The organism is Brevundimonas sp. UBA7838 (genome assembly GCF_002500885.1).
Taxonomy (GTDB): Bacteria; Pseudomonadota; Alphaproteobacteria; order Caulobacterales; family Caulobacteraceae; genus Brevundimonas; species Brevundimonas vesicularis_C.
The window spans coordinates 15,471-32,498 of the sequence record NZ_DLTK01000127.1; the positions used below are offsets into that span (position 1 = coordinate 15,471).

The 17,028-nt window shown below is 66.7% G+C and carries 18 protein-coding genes; 14 read left to right on the plus strand and 4 right to left on the minus strand.

Annotation, left to right across the window (positions count from 1 at the left end; genetic code table 11):
• The first annotated feature begins 3 nt into the window (after nt 1-3).
• Complete coding sequence (locus B3T77_RS12215) at nt 4-1,407, plus strand: Do family serine endopeptidase (RefSeq protein ID WP_026108432.1); 1,404 nt, start codon at nt 4-6, stop codon at nt 1,405-1,407.
• A 4-nt stretch (nt 1,408-1,411) separates the two neighbouring features.
• Here the strand turns inward: B3T77_RS12215 and B3T77_RS12220 are convergent, their stop codons facing one another.
• Nucleotides 1,412-1,834 carry a VOC family protein gene (locus B3T77_RS12220; protein ID WP_292079898.1) on the minus strand — a complete coding sequence of 141 codons (423 nt, stop codon included), beginning with the start codon at nt 1,832-1,834 and terminating at the stop codon, nt 1,412-1,414.
• Nucleotides 1,835-1,908: 74 nt separating this feature from the next.
• On the opposite strand from B3T77_RS12220, the gene B3T77_RS12225 reads away from it, so the two are divergent.
• The 8 genes from B3T77_RS12225 (at nt 1,909) to B3T77_RS12260 (ending at nt 8,763) form a co-directional block, all read left to right on the plus strand.
• On the plus strand, nt 1,909-3,225 hold the full coding sequence (locus tag B3T77_RS12225; RefSeq protein ID WP_292079899.1) for a replication-associated recombination protein A: 1,317 nt from the start codon (nt 1,909-1,911) through the stop codon (nt 3,223-3,225).
• 70 nt (nt 3,226-3,295) lie between these two features.
• A complete protein-coding gene (locus B3T77_RS12230) occupies nt 3,296-3,739 on the plus strand; it encodes a hypothetical protein (RefSeq protein ID WP_292079901.1) in 444 nt (147 codons plus the stop codon).
• A 39-nt stretch (nt 3,740-3,778) separates the two neighbouring features.
• On the plus strand, nt 3,779-4,501 hold the full coding sequence (locus B3T77_RS12235; protein ID WP_292079902.1) for an RluA family pseudouridine synthase: 723 nt from the start codon (nt 3,779-3,781) through the stop codon (nt 4,499-4,501).
• A 64-nt stretch (nt 4,502-4,565) separates the two neighbouring features.
• Nucleotides 4,566-5,054 carry a CC0125/CC1285 family lipoprotein gene (locus tag B3T77_RS12240; protein WP_292079903.1) on the plus strand — a complete coding sequence of 163 codons (489 nt, stop codon included), beginning with the start codon at nt 4,566-4,568 and terminating at the stop codon, nt 5,052-5,054.
• A gap of 40 nt (nt 5,055-5,094) precedes the next feature.
• On the plus strand, nt 5,095-5,490 hold the full coding sequence (crcB, locus tag B3T77_RS12245; protein WP_039247210.1) for a fluoride efflux transporter CrcB: 396 nt from the start codon (nt 5,095-5,097) through the stop codon (nt 5,488-5,490).
• Complete coding sequence (locus B3T77_RS12250; RefSeq protein ID WP_045811444.1) at nt 5,487-6,512, plus strand: RluA family pseudouridine synthase; 1,026 nt, start codon at nt 5,487-5,489, stop codon at nt 6,510-6,512. Before crcB ends, B3T77_RS12250 begins: the two co-directional genes overlap by 4 nt.
• Entirely contained in the window at nt 6,509-7,993 is a 1,485-nt protein-coding gene (locus B3T77_RS12255; RefSeq protein WP_292079905.1) for a putative 2OG-Fe(II) oxygenase, read from the plus strand. Before B3T77_RS12250 ends, B3T77_RS12255 begins: the two co-directional genes overlap by 4 nt.
• A 17-nt stretch (nt 7,994-8,010) precedes the next feature.
• The gene (locus B3T77_RS12260; protein WP_292079907.1) at nt 8,011-8,763 is read left to right on the plus strand and encodes an ATP12 family chaperone protein; all 753 of its coding nucleotides are present in this window, start codon (nt 8,011-8,013) and stop codon (nt 8,761-8,763) included.
• A 10-nt stretch (nt 8,764-8,773) separates the two neighbouring features.
• Here B3T77_RS12260 and B3T77_RS12265 read toward each other — a convergent pair whose 3' ends face one another.
• Entirely contained in the window at nt 8,774-9,553 is a 780-nt protein-coding gene (locus B3T77_RS12265) for a pseudouridine synthase (protein ID WP_292079908.1), read from the minus strand.
• A 279-nt stretch (nt 9,554-9,832) separates the two neighbouring features.
• Here B3T77_RS12265 and B3T77_RS12270 point away from each other — a divergent pair, with 279 nt between their 5' ends.
• The gene (locus B3T77_RS12270; RefSeq protein ID WP_292079909.1) at nt 9,833-10,324 is read left to right on the plus strand and encodes a hypothetical protein; all 492 of its coding nucleotides are present in this window, start codon (nt 9,833-9,835) and stop codon (nt 10,322-10,324) included.
• Here the strand turns inward: B3T77_RS12270 and B3T77_RS12275 are convergent, their stop codons facing one another.
• Nucleotides 10,325-10,960 carry a DUF938 domain-containing protein gene (locus tag B3T77_RS12275; protein ID WP_292079910.1) on the minus strand — a complete coding sequence of 212 codons (636 nt, stop codon included), beginning with the start codon at nt 10,958-10,960 and terminating at the stop codon, nt 10,325-10,327.
• A gap of 195 nt (nt 10,961-11,155) precedes the next feature.
• Here B3T77_RS12275 and B3T77_RS12280 point away from each other — a divergent pair, with 195 nt between their 5' ends.
• Nucleotides 11,156-13,003, plus strand: coding sequence for a phosphoenolpyruvate carboxykinase (GTP) (locus B3T77_RS12280; protein WP_292079911.1), 1,848 nt, complete (start codon nt 11,156-11,158; stop codon nt 13,001-13,003).
• 48 nt (nt 13,004-13,051) lie between these two features.
• Nucleotides 13,052-14,065, plus strand: coding sequence for an NAD(P)/FAD-dependent oxidoreductase (locus B3T77_RS12285; protein ID WP_292079912.1), 1,014 nt, complete (start codon nt 13,052-13,054; stop codon nt 14,063-14,065).
• Here the strand turns inward: B3T77_RS12285 and B3T77_RS12290 are convergent.
• Nucleotides 14,062-14,796 (minus strand): TonB family protein, encoded by a 735-nt coding sequence (locus B3T77_RS12290; protein WP_292079913.1) that lies wholly within the window; start codon nt 14,794-14,796, stop codon nt 14,062-14,064. The genes B3T77_RS12285 and B3T77_RS12290 overlap by 4 nt on opposite strands.
• Nucleotides 14,797-14,962: 166 nt before the next feature.
• Here B3T77_RS12290 and B3T77_RS12295 point away from each other — a divergent pair, with 166 nt between their 5' ends.
• Both B3T77_RS12295 and B3T77_RS12300 read left to right on the plus strand, forming a co-directional pair.
• Nucleotides 14,963-15,760 (plus strand): transglycosylase SLT domain-containing protein, encoded by a 798-nt coding sequence (locus tag B3T77_RS12295; RefSeq protein WP_292079914.1) that lies wholly within the window; start codon nt 14,963-14,965, stop codon nt 15,758-15,760.
• Between the two features lie 88 nt (nt 15,761-15,848).
• A complete protein-coding gene (locus B3T77_RS12300) occupies nt 15,849-16,988 on the plus strand; it encodes a DUF2336 domain-containing protein (protein WP_292079915.1) in 1,140 nt (379 codons plus the stop codon).
• Nucleotides 16,989-17,028: the final 40 nt, after the last annotated feature.

Below are 17,028 nucleotides of genomic sequence, written 5' to 3' on the forward strand. Positions count from 1 at the left end.
CCCATGAAGACCCGATCGATCGTGCTCGCCGCCGCCTTCGCCCTGTCGGCGTGCGGCAATCCCTCGAACTCCAAGGCGCAGGAGGGCGAGTTCGCCCAACCGACGCGCACCGCCCCGGCCGATGCGGCGGGGATGAAATCGAGCTTCGCGCCGGTGGTTCGATCGGCGGCGCCGGCCGTGGTCAATATTTCGGCGCGCAGCGTGCAGCGGGTGCAGGCCGATCCCTTCTTCCAATTCTTCGGCGGCGGCATTCCCCAGGCGCGGGTGGCGGAATCGGTCGGTTCTGGCGTCATCGTCCGCTCTGACGGGATCGTGGTGACCAACAACCACGTCATCGACGGCGCCCAGCAGATCAAGGTCGTGCTGAACGATCGGCGCGAGTTTCCGGCCACCGTCATTCTGGCCGACGAGCGCAGCGACATTGCGGTGCTGAGGTTGGAGAACGTCAGCGACCGCCTGCCGGTGCTGGCCATCGACGATCAGGAAGAGCAGCAGGTCGGCGATCTGGTTCTGGCCATCGGCAATCCGTTCGGCGTGGGGCAGACGGTGACGAACGGCATTATCTCGGCCCTGAACCGGACCGAGACCGGCATTTCCGACAGTGGGTCCTTCATCCAGACCGATGCGGCCATCAACCCCGGCAACTCGGGCGGGGCGCTGGTGGACATGGACGGCGACCTGATCGGCATCAACACCGCCATCTTCTCGCGCTCAGGCTCTTCGGCCGGGGTCGGGTTCGCAGTGCCGGCGGCCATGGTCAAGCGGGTCGTCGACAGCGCGCTGGGCGGCGCGACGGCTGTGGTTCGGCCGTGGCTGGGCGTGAAGGGCGATACGGTCACCGGCGACATCGCCGGCAGCTTGGGCCTGAGCCGACCGCAGGGGCTGGTCGTCACCGACGTCTACGCAAACGGTCCGGCCGCGCGCGCCGGCATTCGTCAGGGCGACGTCATCACCGCCGTCGATGGTCAGGAGATCAACGACCAGAACGGGCTGAACTACCGCGTCGGCTCGCGCAATCCGAACGATCAGGTGCAGGTGTCCATCCTGCGCGACGGTCGGGCGCAGACCCTGACGGCGCGGGTGCAAACTCTGCCGGGCGACGCTGATCCCAAGCAGGGGGTGACGATCCAGTCCGGCCCCTTCGCCGGCGCCGAGGTCGTGGCGCTTAGTCCCGCTCTGGCGGACCGGCTGGGCGGCGATCCGTTCGCGACGGGCGTTATCGTGACCGGCGTGTCCGGCCGCGGCTATGCGGCGCGTGCGGGATTCCGTCAGAACGATCTGATCGTCAGCATCAATGGCCGCGCCATCGGCTCGGCCCGCGATGTCGAGGCCGCCAGTTCCGGTCGCGGCCCGTGGGAGGTCGTGGTCAATCGCGGCGGCCGCCAGATCCGGGGCGTGCTGAGATAGGTCGTCAGGTCTTCGTCGGCCCGCCGATCGACCAGGTGTGGCCGAAGGGGTCGCGCAGGACGCCGTAGCGGTCGCCCCAGAACTGATCGGCCATGTCCAGCACAGGTTCCGCGCCGCCGACGATCATGGCGCGCGTCCACCAGGCGTCGGGATCGGAGACCTGAAGATGCAGGGTCACGCCGGCAGGGCGGACATCCTGCGAGCCGCCGTATTCCGGAAACTCGTCATTCAACATGACGCTGGCGCCGTTGATTCTCAGGTGGGCGTGCATCAGCCGCTCGCCGTCATCGGCGAGACGACGGTCCAACACCTCGGCCCCGAAGGCGATAATGTAGAAATCGATCGCCGCAGAGGCCCCGCGCGACGGGATTGTCAGATGCGGCGTCACGCCAGAAGTCGGACCCTGGTTCGGATTGGCGTCGGTCATGGGGCGGTCTCCGTGGCGGTTCGCCATACTAACGCGTGAAAAGCCTTTGGCGAACGCCTACATAGGTCGCACCCATGAGCGACCTGTTTGAAGCCTCCGGCATTCTGCCCCCCGACGCCCCTCTGGCCGACCGCCTGCGTCCGCGCACGCTGGACGAGGTGGTCGGGCAGGATCATCTGCTGGGGCCAGGCGGGCCGATCCGGCGCATGATTGAGGCCGGGCGGCTGGGCTCGATGATCCTGTGGGGACCGCCGGGGACGGGCAAAACCACGATCGCGCGCCTGCTGGCGCAGGCGGCCGGCTATGAATATCAGGCGATCAGCGCGGTGTTTTCGGGCGTCGCCGACCTGAAGAAGGCGTTCGAGGCGGCGCGGATGCGGCGTGCGGCGGGACAGAGCACCCTGCTGTTCGTCGATGAGATCCACCGCTTCAACCGCGCCCAGCAGGACGGTTTTTTGCCCTTCGTAGAGGCCGGGGTGGTGACCCTGGTCGGGGCCACGACGGAAAACCCCAGCTTCGAGCTGAACGGCGCCTTGCTGTCGCGCAGTCAGGTCTATGTGCTGAAGCGGCTGGACGATGCCGCATTGGATCAGCTGCTGAGCCGGGCCGAGACGCATATGGACCGGACCCTGCCGCTAACGCCGGAGGCCCGGCAGGCGATGCTGGCCCTGGCCGACGGCGACGGGCGCTATCTGCTGACCATGTCGGAGGTGCTGTTCGACCTGCCTGAGGGCGAAAAGCTGGACGTGCAGGGACTGGCGGGCGTGCTGCAACGCCGTGCGCCCGCCTACGACAAGTCGAGAGAAGAACACTATAACCTCATATCCGCCCTACATAAATCGGTTCGGGGCTCCGACCCTGACGCCGCGCTCTATTGGCTGGCGCGGATGCTGAACGGAGGCGAGGATCCGCTCTATCTGGCTCGGCGGATCGTGCGGATGGCGGTCGAGGACATCGGCGAGGCCGATCCGTTGTCGATCCTGGTCGCCAATGCAGCCAAGGACACCTACGACTTCCTGGGCAGTCCCGAGGGCGAACTGGCCCTGGCCCAGGCGGTGGTGCATCTGGCGACAGCGCCCAAGTCGGTGGGTGTCTATGGGGCGTTCAAGGCGGCAAAGAAGGCGGCCTATGAGACAGGGTCGCTTATGCCGCCCGCCCATATCCGCAACGCCCCGACCAAGCTGATGAAGTCGCTGGGGTACGGCAAGGGCTACAAGTATGACCCCGACACGCCCGAGGGCTTTTCGGGCGCGAACTTCTTCCCCGACGAGATGGAACGTCGCACCTTCTACAAGCCCAAAGGCGAAGGGCACGAGGAGAAGGTCAAGGCGCGTTTGGAGCGCTGGGCCGAGATGCGAGCAAGGCTGGCGGTGGACGCGTCCGGCGACTGACTGAACGCTGTTCATTGTTGCCAGTCGATAAGGCGGTTAGCGTTTCGGCCTGACATCCTGGGAGGGGACGATGATCGAGACGGTGAAAACGCCCTGGCATCTGTGGCTGGTGGGCGTGTTGTCTTTGTTGTGGAATGGGTTCGGTGCGTTTGACTTCATCCAGACCACGACGCGGGGCGAGGCCTATATGCGAGCGGCGGGTTTCGACGACGCCATGGTCGCCTATTACGAGGCCATGCCCGGCTGGATGTATGTGCCGTGGACGCTGGGGGTCTGGGGTGCGGTGATCGGTTCGGTGCTGCTGCTTTTGCGCCGGCGTTGGGCGGTTCCGGCCTTCGGTCTGTCGCTGCTGGGCGCGTTGATCAGCCTGATCTATGGCAAGTTGATCGATCCTCCGCCGCCGGCGCCGCCCGAACTGGCGGCCATGAGCTGGATGCCGATCGTCATCCTGCTGATTGCGGTTCTACTGTTTGGTTATGCGTTCAATATGCGCAAACGCGGCTTGCTGCGCTGATGGGCTGACGCAGGGCGCGCCGTCGCGTATGGACGCGCCGTGACCCGCGTTCCTGCCGATCTTTCATCCGATGATATCGCCGCCGTCCGGTCGTGGGTGATCCACGAGGATGCGCACGTCATCGCCTTCTCAAAGCCGCCGGGGCTGTCCAGCCAGGGCGGGCGGATCAAGGCGAATACGCTGGACGACCTGCTTTGGGCGTTCGCGCGGTCAAACGGCAAGCGGCCGGAGTTGGTGCATCGGCTGGATCGCGACACCTCGGGCGTGATCCTGGCGGCCAAGACCAAGCCGGCGGCCAGTTTTCTGGGCAAGGCGTTGCAGATGCGGCGTTTCAGAAAACAGTATCTGGCTCTGCTTTCGGCTGCGCCTGAGCCCAAGGCGGCGACCATCGACGCGCCGTTGCGCCGCGAGGAGATTGGGCGCGAGAGTTATATGCGGGTCGTCACCTTTGACGCGCCGGGCGCGCAAGGGTCGCAGAGCCGCTATCGGACCTTGGCCGCAGGACCTGAAGGGGCCGTGGTCGAGCTGGAGCCGCTGACCGGGCGGATGCACCAGCTGCGTGTCCACATGGCCCATATCGGTCGGCCGTTGATCGGAGACGTGCGCTACGGCGGCGCGCTGACCACGCCGGTCGGGCCGGCGCCGCGCCTGATGCTGCATGCCGCCAAACTGACCTTTCCGCATCCCGAGGGTGGGACGACCACGGTCGAAGCGCCGCCGCCCGAGGATTTCGCGACGCTGAGAACGGCGCTGGGTCTTTAGGGCGCGGGCGCTTCAGGGAACGCCGTGCGCGTTTTGGCGCTATGTCGTTGAAAGGATACCTCTGATGAAGCGTCTCGTCCTCGCCCTGACCGGTCTTTCCGCCTTGGCCCTGACCGCCTGCGCCAGCCTGGCGCCCTATGGCGCGCAGATGGGCCCGAACGGGCAGGGGTATTCCGAGCAGCGGATCGAATCCAACCGCTATCGTGTCACCTACAACGGCGTCGGCGCCGCGGGCCGTGTCGCTGATTGGGCGCTGGTGCGCGCTGCCGACCTGACCACCGAACAAGGCTACGACTGGTTTGAGGTAACGCAGAGCTGGACCGATGGTCGGCCGGGTGGCGCGGGCGGGGTCAGCCCAAGCGTCTCCATCGGCGGCGGCAGCAGCCGGTATGGCGGCTATTCAGCCTCGGGCGTCGGCGTGGGCGTGGGTCTGAACTTCAGCGGACCGCAGCCGACCTCGACGACGCTGGAAGTCGTTTTGGGACGCGGCCAGAAGCCGGATCGTCCGAACGCCTATGACGCGCGCGCGGTCCAGAGCTCCATCCCGCGCTGACCATCGCTTTCGGCGCGGGCGGCGTATATATCGCCGCACGATGACACGTTTTCTTCTCGTTGCGGCAGGTGGCGCCATCGGCTCCATGGCGCGCTATGGCCTTGGCCTCGCTGCCGGGCGGCTAGCACCCAATGCCGGTTGGCCCGTGGGCACCTTCGCCGCCAATGTCGCCGGGGGTCTGCTGATGGGTTTGCTCGTCGGCTGGCTGGCGTTCCGGGGCGGGGCGCAGCAGGAGATGGTGCGCCTGTTCGCCGCCGTCGGCGTGTTGGGCGGGTTCACGACTTTTTCGTCCTATTCGCTTGAAGCGGTGCAGATGATCGAGCGCCGCCAGATCGGCCTGGCCGCGGCCTATGTGATTGGCTCGGTGGTTCTGGCGATCGCGGCCCTGTTCGTCGGCCTGATGGTCGCCCGCCGCGCCTTTGGAGTTCCCGCTTGACCGATCAGCCGCCCGCAGCAGATGCGCCCAAACGCGAAGTCCTGACGATCTATGTCGCCGAGGACGAGGACGGCATCCGGCTGGACCGCTGGTTCCGCCGGCGCTGGCCGCACCTGTCCAACATCCAGGTGCAAAAAATGGCCCGCAGCGGTCAGATCCGGGTGGACGGCGCCCGCATCAAGCCCGAAGGCCGACTGACCGCCGGCGCCGCCGTGCGCGTGCCGCCGATCCCCGATGACACCTCTCGCCAAGCGGGGGACGCCCACACCTTGTCCGAAAGGGACATCGCCTTCGCCAAGTCGCTGGTGCTGTACGAAGACGACATGGTCATCGCCTTGAACAAGCCGCATGGCCTGGCGGTGCAGGGCGGGACCAAGACGAGCCGTCACGTCGATCGTCTGCTGTCGGCCTGGGGCGAGGGATTGGAGCGACCGCGCCTGGTCCACCGGCTGGACCGCGACACCTCGGGCGTCCTGCTGCTGGGCAAGGGGCCGGAGGCGGCCAAGCGACTGGCGGGCGCCTTTGCGCGGCGGCAGGCCAAGAAGACCTATTGGGCCATCGTCATCGGAAATCCGAAACCCTATTCGGGTCAGATCGACATGCCGCTGAAGAAGACCGGCATCAACGACTTCGAAATGATGCGACCGGCCGAGCGCAAGGACCCGCGCGCCGAACCGGCTGAAACGGCGTTCAGCACCATCAGCCGCGCCTCGCATCGGGCGTCATGGATGGCGCTGCGCCCCTTCACCGGCCGGACGCACCAGCTGCGCGCCCATATGGCGGGGATCGGCCACCCGATCCTGGGCGATCCGAAATACGGCGACGAGAAATCGCGCGAACTGTCGGGCCCGCTGAAGCTGCAACTGCACGCTCGCAGCATCGAACTGGATCACCCGCGCGGCGGCGTTCTCAAGGTCACCGCCCCTTTGAGTCCCGAGATGAAAGCCGGCTTCGCCCACTTCGGTTTCTCCGAGGACGAGGCCGAAGACGATCCCTTCCTGGGCGTGAAGCGAATCCGGTGACTGCTGAGGTCCAGGCGAGGGTCGAAGGGGCCAAGGCTCTGGCCGCCGCCGGGCGGATGAACGCGGCCTTGGCTATGCTGGCGCCGATAGCGCAGCAGGCCGATGCGCCGTGGCAGGCGCTGTCGGTCCAGGCCGATCTGATGAAGCGTGTGGGGCGTTTGGAAGAGAGTGCGGCGCTGTCGCAGCGACTCGTCGCAGTTCGGCCCCGCAGCGTGCCAGCGTGGCATAATCTGGCGTCCACCCTCGGCGATCTCGGGCGGGTGCCCGAGGCGGAAGTCGCGTGTCGCGCCGCCATGTCTATCGGCGGCGATGCGCCGGAAACCTGGCTGGTTTTGGCGCGGGCCTTGCAGGCGCAGAGTCGGTTCGACGAGGCCGAGGACGCCTATCGTAAGGCGCTGCTGCGGCGGCCCGGCTACGGCGATGCGCTGCGTGATCTGAGCCAGTTGATCTGGATGCGAGATGCCGATCTGGAAACCGCCTGCGCGCCGCTGGATGCCGCCATAGCCGTATCGCCAGCAACGCCTTTGCTGCGCCAGATCAAAGCGAAGCTGCTGGAATATGCAGGGGAGGGCGAGTGGGCCTATCACACCCTGGTCGCCGGACCGCTGGATGGGCCCGGGGAACTGGCGGCGGCGCAGGCGTGTCTGACGTGGGATCCCCTCGGGGCGCTGGACCATGCGAACCGGGCGGCGGCGCTGGCGGGCGGCGAGGTTCCGGCGATCATGGTGACCCAGGCCGAATGCCTGCTGGCGCTGGGTCAGGCCGAGGCGGCGCTGGTCACGATCGAGACGTTGCGGGGCCGCGAGCCGCTGAACCAGCATGTGCTGGCCTTTCAGGCGACGGCCTGGCGGATGCTCGGCGATGTGCGGTACGGCCGGCTTTACGACTACGACGCCTTCGTGCGGCCATATCGGCTGGAGGCGCCTGACGGGTGGGCGTCATTGGAGGCCTATCTGGTCGATCTGGCGAAGGCGCTGCACGACCTGCATACGCTAAAGAACCATCCGGTGGGCCAGTCGCTGCGCGGGGGATCGCAGACCAGCGCGTCCTTGGCGCAGAGCGAAAATCCGGCCATTCGCGCCTTCTTCCAGGCCATCGACAAGCCGATCCGCGACTATATGGCCGCGTTGGGTCAGGGCGACGATCCGCTGAGGGCCCGGAATACAGATGACTATCGCATCCAAGGCAGTTGGTCGGTGCGGTTGAAGCCGAACGGATTTCACGCCGACCATATCCATTCGAACGGCTGGCTGTCCGCGGCCTGCCATATCGAACTGCCGCCGGCGGTGCAGGGCGAGCGCCGCGAGGGCTGGTTGCGGTTCGGCGCGCCGCCCGGCCTGCCGAGCTTGGCGGCAGAACACTATGTGCAGCCCCGACCCGGCACGTTGGTGCTGTTTCCTTCCTATATGTGGCATGGCACCCAGCCGTTCGGCGGCGAGGCGTCGCGTCTGACGCTGGCGTTCGACGTCGTACCGGACTGATTCCAACGGACCTTCTGATGACCGATCACCCCCCCCCGCATCGCCCACGTTTCGTCGAGCAGTCGCCGGATCGCATCTCGCGCTTCTGGACCGAGGCGGAAGTCGGGCCGCATGCGGACGGGGGCTGGGCCGTACTGTTGGATGGGCGCGCGCCGAAAACACCGGACAAGGCGCCGTTGGTCTTGCCGACCCAGGCTTCGGCGCAGTTGGTCGCGGACGAATGGGCGGCGCAAGGGCAGTTTCTAGATCCGTCGACCATGCCGGCGACGCGCTTGGCCTCGACCGCGATCGACCGGATCGGGCAGGCGCGCGAGCCTGTCGCGGACGAGATTGCCGCCTATGCCGGATCGGACGTGGTCTGCTATCTGGCTGATCATCCGACGCCGCTGGTCGAACGGCAGGCGCGGGAGTGGGGGCCGTGGCGTGACTGGGCTGCGCGCGAGATGGGCGTGGCGCTGGAGCCGGTCGCCGGCATCGTGCATCGGCCGCAGTCGCCGGACGCCATCGCGCGGGTCAAGGCGCACGCCCTGTCGCTGGACGACTTCCGCCTGACGGGGCTGGCGACGGCTGTGCCGCTGCTGGGATCGGCGGTGCTGGCCCTGGCGGTTGAGCAGGGCGCGTTGGGTGGCGGGGCGGCGTTCGACCTGTCGCGAATCGACGAACTGTTCCAGGAAGAGCAGTGGGGCGTGGACGCCGAGGCCGCCGAACGCACCGAGGCGCGCCGTGCGGAGGCCCAACTGCTGGACCGGTGGTTCAGAGCGCTCGATTAAGGCGCTCGATTTAGGGCGCTGGCGGCGTCGTCGAGGCCGCGATCAGCATCGCACGTTCCTGATTGGTCAGGTGACGCCAGCGGCCCTCAGGCAGGTCGCCCAGCTCCAGCGGGCCGATGCGGATGCGATAGAGGTCCACGACCTCCAGACCGACCAGTTCGCACATGCGGCGGATCTGGCGATACTTGCCCTCCGTCAGTACGAAACGCAGGCTTTGCGGACCCGTCTGGGTGACGCGGGCGGGCTTCAGCGGCTTCTCGTTCAGCGACAGGCCGTGGCGCAGCTTGCCCAGCTTGCCTTCAGTGATCTGGCCTTCGACGACGACCAGATATTCCTTGTCAAGTTCGGACGCCGGGCCGATCACCGCCTTGGCGACGACGCCGTCCGACGACAGCAGCAACAGGCCGCGTGAATCCTCGTCCAGCCGGCCGATGGGGGGCAGGGAGGCGTCTCGCGCAGGCGTCTCGCCCTCGCCGATACGATTGGGCGTCTTCAGCAGTCGCACGGCTGGGATCTTGCCCGGATCGGGCTGGCCCGAGACGTAACCGACCGGCTTGTGCAGCACCAGGGTCATGCCCGTCGCCAAGGCCGCCTGGGCGGTGTCGTTCAGCGTCAGGGTTTCGCCGGGTTGTATCTTTCGGCCGGCGTCGCTGATCGTCTCGCCATCGATGGAGACCAGACCGTTGGCGATCAGGGTGTCTGCCTCGCGCCGCGAACAGACGCCGGTCTGGCCCAGCCACTTGTTCACGCGAACGGGTTCGTCGCCGTCATAGGTGCGGGTGAAGGCCATGCGATTCCGTCGTTCAGTCGATGCGGGTGTCTAGAGCCGGGCGGGATCGCGAGCAAGCAGGTCGCCGTTTTCAGGGTCATCAAAGCCAGTCTGTTCGAACTGGCAGGTTGATCCAGATGGGATCGCCACTATATCTGGCTGCAATCCACAAATGATCAAGAGTGCGGGACGACACGCGTCGGACCCGTCGATTTTCTTTTTTCTGGTCATCGGCGTGGGTGGTTCGACAGCGTCGCTTGTCGGATCTGTATCAGTATTGAAACATCTCAAGGAGACGTCTTGTTCGCTCAAAACAAATCTTCCGCAGGCCCCCGTCGCACCGGCTACAACCGTCCTGTTCCCACCCGTCTGCGTATGGGGCTGGTGATGCGGCGTGACATGGCGTTTGGCGAGTTAGGCGACGTGGAGGGCGCGTTGCGGGCCGAGGGCGTGGGCCTGGCCCCGATCTCGACGGGCGACGCCAGCCTGATTGCCGGCGGCGTGACCGTGCTGGCCACCGCAACGGCCAAGGACATCGCTGAAGGGCGTCTGAAGGGTCTGGTCGTGCCAGGGGGTTCGACGGACGAGGCGTCGCTGGCGGCCGTGCGGTCGCTGATCGACCTGGCGCGCGCCAACGGCCTGACGGTCATCGCCTTCGCCGACGGCGTTGCGCTGGTGGCCGAGAGCTTCGGCGTGCCCGCCAATGCCGAGGGCGCGGTGTTCAACGACGGGGGGGTGACCCTGCTGAACGAGCGGGCCGAGTTATCGAAGCTGGTCGGCGCGATCGTCTGATCAGACGGCGCGAAACAGCAGGATCAGGTTGTTCGCCGGCATCTGAACCCGCAGCGTGGCCGCAAGGCCATGCGAGCGGGCCAGGGCCTCGACCGCTTCGCGATCACGCAAGCCCCAGTCCACGTTTCGCGCCTTCAGGCTGGCGTCGAAGGCCGCGTTTGATTCCGCCAGCGGAACCTCGGCCTCACGGTACGGACCATAAAGCGCCAGCAGGCCGCCGGGGCGTCGCAGGACCCGACCGGCCAGATCCATCAGCCCCTCGGTCGCCGACCAGGGGCTGATGTGCGTCATGTTCGCGCAATACAGGGCGGCGAACGTGTCGGTCGGCCAAGTCATAGGATCGCCGGCGTCGAGGACCAACGGCGGGTTCAGGTTCGAAACAGCGAGTTGACGGGCCCAGGCGGCGATGCTTTCGCGGGCTTGGTCGCTGGGATCGCTGGGCGTCCAATCCAGATCCGGCATGGCGGCGGCGAAGGCGGCGGCGTGTTCGCCCGATCCGGACGCGATCTCAAGCACAGATCCACGCGCCGGCAGATGGGTGCGGAGCACGCGAAGAATCGCCTCGGCGTTTCGACGCGCGGCGGGCGAAGTGAGCGCGCCGTCAGGCAGAACAGTGAGCGAATCCAGCGTTTGCACAGGCTCTTCTACCGCTCTAGCGCCGTAACAGCATCTGCGATCTTTTGCCCACGACACCGGTGGACAGCGGCGCTTTCGTGCGCGGTTTGACGCGGCGGCAACGGTGGCGCATTTCGCTTGTAACAGTGCGTGATCGTTACATGTCGGGTCATGGCGGCGTCAGATCGCCGGGCTCTTTTTGCTCAGGAGACGTCCTTGTCCAATCCTTTAACGCCCGGCTTGCGCCCGGCGCCCACCGCCCATGCCGGGCTGATCGCCTGGGTCGAGCAGATCGCCGCCCTGACCAAGCCCGCCAAGGTCCATTGGTGCGACGGCTCAGAGGCCGAGAAAGCAGCCATCACCGGCGACCTGCTGGCCAAGGGCACGCTGAAGGCCCTGGATCAAACCAAACGGCCGGGCTGCTACTACGCCGCCTCCGATCCCCGCGACGTGGCGCGCGTCGAGAGCCGCACCTTCATCTGCTCGGATGACCAGGCTGACGCCGGACCGACTAACAACTGGGCCGATCCGATCGAGATGCGTGAGCGTCTGGATGGTCTGTTCGACGGCTGCATGGCCGGGCGGACGATGTATGTCGTCCCGTTCTGCATGGGCCCGCTAGGATCCGAGATCAGCGCCTTGGGCGTCGAAATCACCGACAGCGGCTATGTCGCCCTGTCCATGGGGGTGATGACCCGCATGGGTAAGCCGGCGCTGGATCAGTTGGGCGATAATGGCGTCTTCGTGCCGGCCGTCCACACGCTGGGCGCGCCGCTGGCCGATGGTCAGGCGGACGTGGCCTGGCCTTGCAACGACGACAAATGGATCGTGCATTTCCCCGAGACGCGGGAAATCTGGTCCTATGGCTCGGGCTATGGCGGCAACGCCCTGTTGGGCAAGAAATGCTACGCCCTGCGCATCGCCTCGATCATGGCTCGCGATGAGGGATGGCTGGCCGAACATATGCTGATCCTGAAGCTGACGGATCCGAAGGGCCGGGCGAAATACGTCGCAGCCGCCTTCCCCAGCGCATGCGGTAAGACCAACCTGGCCATGCTGCAGCCCAGCCTGCTGGGCTGGAAGGCCGAGACCATCGGCGACGACATCGCCTGGATGCGGTTCGGCGACGACGGGCGGCTGTATGCGGTCAATCCCGAGGCCGGATTCTTCGGCGTCGCGCCGGGCACCAGCCGCAACACCAATCATAATGCGCTGGAGACCTTGGCCTCCAACACCATCTTCACCAACACCGCCCTTACCAGCGATGGGGACGTGTGGTGGGAGGGTCTGACCAAGGAGACGCCCGAAGGCCTGATCGACTGGAAGGGACGTCCGCACGATCCCGCGTCCGGCGAACCCGCCGCCCATCCCAACGCCCGTTTCGCGGCGCCCGCCAGCCAATGCCCGGCCATCGCGCCGGAATGGGAAGATCTCAAGGGCGTGCCGATCGACGCGATCCTGTTCGGCGGCCGCCGCGCCAGCGCCGTGCCGCTGGTGACCGAAGCCTTCGATTGGGAGCACGGTGTCTTCATGGGCTCGACAGTAGCGTCCGAAGGCACCGCAGCGGCCGAGAACAAGGTGGGCGAACTGCGCCGCGATCCCTTCGCCATGCTGCCCTTCTGCGGCTACAACATGGGCGACTATTTCGCCCACTGGCTGAAGATGGGGCAAGGGCGAGACGCCTCGAAACTGCCACGCATCTTCTTCGTCAACTGGTTCAGAAAGGATCAGGACGGCCGCTTCGTCTGGCCCGGTTTCGGTGACAATGCGCGCGTGTTGAAGTGGATCAGCGAGCGGATCGACGGCGAGGCCGAGGCGGTCGATACGGCGGTCGGGCGCGTGCCGTCAGTCACGGCCTTGGACTTGTCAGGCCTGGACCTGACGCCGGCGCAATTGGCGACTCTGCTGGACGTCGATGCAGGCGTCTGGGCCGAAGAGGCGGCGCTGATCCCCGACTTCTATCGCCAGTTCGGCGATCGACTGCCGACCGCCCTGTGGGACCAGCACGCGGCCCTGGTCGCGCGTCTGGACGACGCCGGCGCGGCCTCGATGGCGGCGGAATAGGCGAAGGCCATCTTGCAATAGGAGCGTTGCGGGTCGATCAGACGGCCCGTGACGTCTTCCTCTCCTATCGTGATCGTCGGCGCCGGCGTGCTGGGCCTTTGCACGGCGTACGAGTTGCATCGGCGCGGCCGGGCGGTGTTGGTTGTCGATCCGGGCGGGGTGAACGCCTCAGCAGTGGCTGCGGGCATGATCGCCCCAGCGATGGAATCGGCCATCGGCGACGTGTCGGTTGATCGCGCGCGGCTGTTTAGGGCAGGCCGTGATTTGTGGCCCGCGTTCGCGACGGCGGCCGACATCGCTCTGGCGCATCGACCCGCCGAATGGCGAGGCGGCGATGTGCAGGCGATGGAGGCGCGGTTGCGCGCGCTGGGCTTCGACGCGCGGCGCGATGGCGCCGGCGTCACGACCGATGACGATCATCAGGTCGAGCCGACACAGGCTCTGGCGGCGCTGAAGCAGGCGCTAGGCGAGGCTGTCGTGGTGGGAACGGTGACGACGATAGCCCGCATCGATGGCGGCTGGCGACTCGAAGTCGCTGATCGGTGGTTGGATGCAGACGCGGTCGTGCTGGCCACCGGCGCCGGTGACGCCATGGCAGGTCTGCCCGAGACCGCGCGCCGTTTGATCGCAGATATTGAGCCGATCCGCGGACAGATCGGCGTGGCGGCCGGACATCTTGTCGATCATGTCGTGCGCGGGCCGGGCGCCTATGTCGCGCCAATGGCGTCTGGCGCGGTCATCGGAGCGACGATGGAGCCGGGGCGGCGGGATACGGCGCCGGACGCCGAGGCGTCCGAACGCCTGACCCAGGCGGCGTGGGCTGCGCTGGGTCGGTCGCCTGAGCCGCTGTCTATCGAATGGCGCGTCGGCATCCGCGGCGCAACGGCGGATGGTCTGCCGCTCGCGGGCGCGGCGCCTGGTGAAGAGGGTCTGTTTCTGGCCTTGGCTCCGCGTCGAAACGGCTGGCTGCTGGGGCCCTTGGTCGGCGCAGTGGTCGCCGATGCGATCGAGGGGCGGACGGCGTCGCCGCACGCCCGCGCCCTCGACCCTGGTCGGTTCTAGCCCTCCATCGCGAACCGGACGGTGAAGTTGACGGTCGCGCCGTCGACAGGCCGGCCGTCCACGGTGCGCGGGTTCATGCGGAACGACCGTGTCAGGCTCTGTGCGGCGCGGCCGAAGCCCTGGCCGCTCGGTGTCTCACCCACGACCCGGCAGCCGTTCAGGCCGCCGTCCGCATTGACCACGCAACTGAGCGTGGCTGAACCCGGCGTGCCGTTCTCTGCGGCGCGGGTCGGATAGGCGCGCGCCATCTGCGCCGCCGAAGGCCGGCTGGCCCAAGACGGATTGTTGATCACCGACGGCGGACGCGGCGGCGTCTCGACGGTTGCCGTGCCGCCCTCGACGCCGGTGGGGGCGGTGCTGACGATCACTTGTCCGGGCGGTGCCGTGTTGGACGAGTTCTCTGGCGGGGTGAGCGCGATTGTCGGCACATCGACAGGAACGGTCAGCGCTGGCTTGTGGATTGGCGTCGGCGGGGCGGCCGTAACCGTGGGTGGAAGCGGCTTGGGCTCCGGCAGCCTTTGGAAGACGATATCGATGGGATCATCGGGCGTCACTGGTGGCGTTAGCCCGCTCAGCTCGAACCGTTGATTATAAAGCGCCACCCCCGCAGCAACGTGCAGGACGACCGAGACGCCGATGGCGCCCAGCATCCAGCGCGGGATAGGTTTCTTGCGTTCCCCGAAGTCGATCGGGCTGATCAAGCCGGGACCACCGGCAGCACGGATCATCATAACGTCACTCCCTCGTTCACCGCCCCCGCAGCGCCCGTAACTGGAAGTTGAGCGCGCAGGTTATGGCGGCTTTACGGCGAAGTTTTCGTGTTCGACGAAGGTCGAGGCGTTAACGCGGCCGTTGAGAATTAAGAGTTGGTTAACTACGTTCGCCGACCCTTCGCAAATGGGTATCGGAGCGATTCCATCGACAGGCGGAGTGGAGGCGGCCATCCGGCGCGCGTCGAACGCCGTTGGCGTGGACTATGACTTCCTGGTCAAGACCGCGCGGCGCGAGAGCGCGATGAACCCGTCGGCCAAGGCCCCGACCTCGTCGGCCGCCGGCCTGTTTCAATTCATCGAACAAACCTGGCTGGGCACGGTCAAGCAACATGGGGCCCAGCACGGCTATGGCCAGTACGCCGACCTGATCCATCGCGGGTCGGACGGACGTTGGCGCGTCGAGGGTTCGGCGCGCAACGTGGTGCTGGACCTGCGGTTCGATCCCCATGCGGCCTCGACCATGGCCGCTGAGTTGACGGCGTCCAACGCCGCCTATCTGCGCGGACGCACAGGCAAGGAGCCGGGTGCGGGGGATCTGTATGCGGCTCATTTCCTGGGGCCCGCTGGGGCCGCCGGTTTGATGGAGGCGATGGATCGCAATCCGGGCGGCAGCGCCGCAGCACTGTTCCCGGACGCCGCGCGGGCCAATCGCAGCATCTTCTATCGCAATGGACGCGCCGCCACGGTCGCCGAGGTTCACGCCAATCTTCAGCGTACGGCCGGCGAGGGCGCACCCGCCGCCGGAGCCGGCGACACGAAATACGCCGTGCCGAATCTGAGCGACAAGGACCAGATGCTGGCCGCGCGCCTGGATCGGTTGAAGCAGGATCAAGGCCTGCTGGCGCTGCTGCTCGGTCAGGATGGATCATCCAGCAGCGGCTTCGGCGGCGCTTTCTCGCCGAATGGCAAGGAATCGACCTGAGTCGTTGCATTGCAACAGATGGTAAACTGCCCGTTAAGCATGGCAGTCTCATTCTGGGATCAACGTCCGATTCCATCACGAGCCGTCCATGACCGCCTTCCGCGCCCGCCTGACAGAAGTGGACGTTCGACGCCTGATCAAGGCGACGGACGACGATGAGCGGGCCGAGGCGGCGCACAAGCTGTGCCGCAACATGGAGCGCGCGGAACTGAATGAGGACGACCGGACGGCGGCGCAAAAAATCCTGCGTCTGCTGGCCAATGACGCCGCCGAACTGGTGCGACGCGCCATGGCTGTCACGCTGAAGGCGTCCGATCTGATTCCCAATGACGTGGCGCGCAAACTGGCCGGCGATCTGGACAGTATCGCCCTGCCGATCATCGCCTCGTCGCCGGCGTTCAGCGACGAGGATCTGATCGAGATCGTGCGCGCCGGATCGGTCGTGCGTCAGGTCGCCGTGGCGGGGCGGGCGCGGGTTTCGCGCGACGTCGCGACCGTGCTGGCGGCCGAAGGATGCGAGCAGTCGGTTCGCACCTTGGCGGCGAACGACAACGCCGACCTGTCCGAAGCCGCGCTGGCCACCGTTGTCGATCGTTTCGCCGAAGCGCCCGAAGTCCTGACCGCTGTGGCCTATCGCCAGGTCCTGCCGCTGCATGTGACCGAACGATTGATCCAACTGGCCAGCGAGGCGGTGCGCGAACATCTGATCAGCCATCACGCTGTGACGCCGGAAACCGCGATCCGTCTGGCCCAATACTCTCGTGAGCGGATGACGGTCGATCTGGTTGATCAGGCCAGCGTCAGCACCGATCTGGCGGCCTTCATGGCCCAACTGAACGCCCGTCGCGTGCTGACTGCATCGCTGCTGCTGCGCGGACTGGCGCGAGGTCAGATGGCGATGTTCGAATATGGGCTGGCCGAACTAGCCAACACGCCGCATCACCGCGCCTGGCTGATGGTGCATGACGCCGGTCCGTTGGGGCTGAAGGCCATCTATGATCGCGCGGGTTTGCCGCCGCGCCTGTTCCAAGCCTTCCGCGCGGGCGTCGACACCTGGCGTGCGCTGGCGGCGGAGGGGATCGATACGTCGAGCGCCTATTTCCGCGATCAGATGCTGGAGCGGTTCCTGACCCAGCGTCCGGCCGTGCTGCGCGACGATCTAGCCTATCTGATGGAGCGGCTGGATCAGTCGCCGTCGCTCAGCCTGGCCGCCGCCAACGCGGCCTGATCCTGAGAGCCTGATCCACGACATCGACGAGATCGCGAAG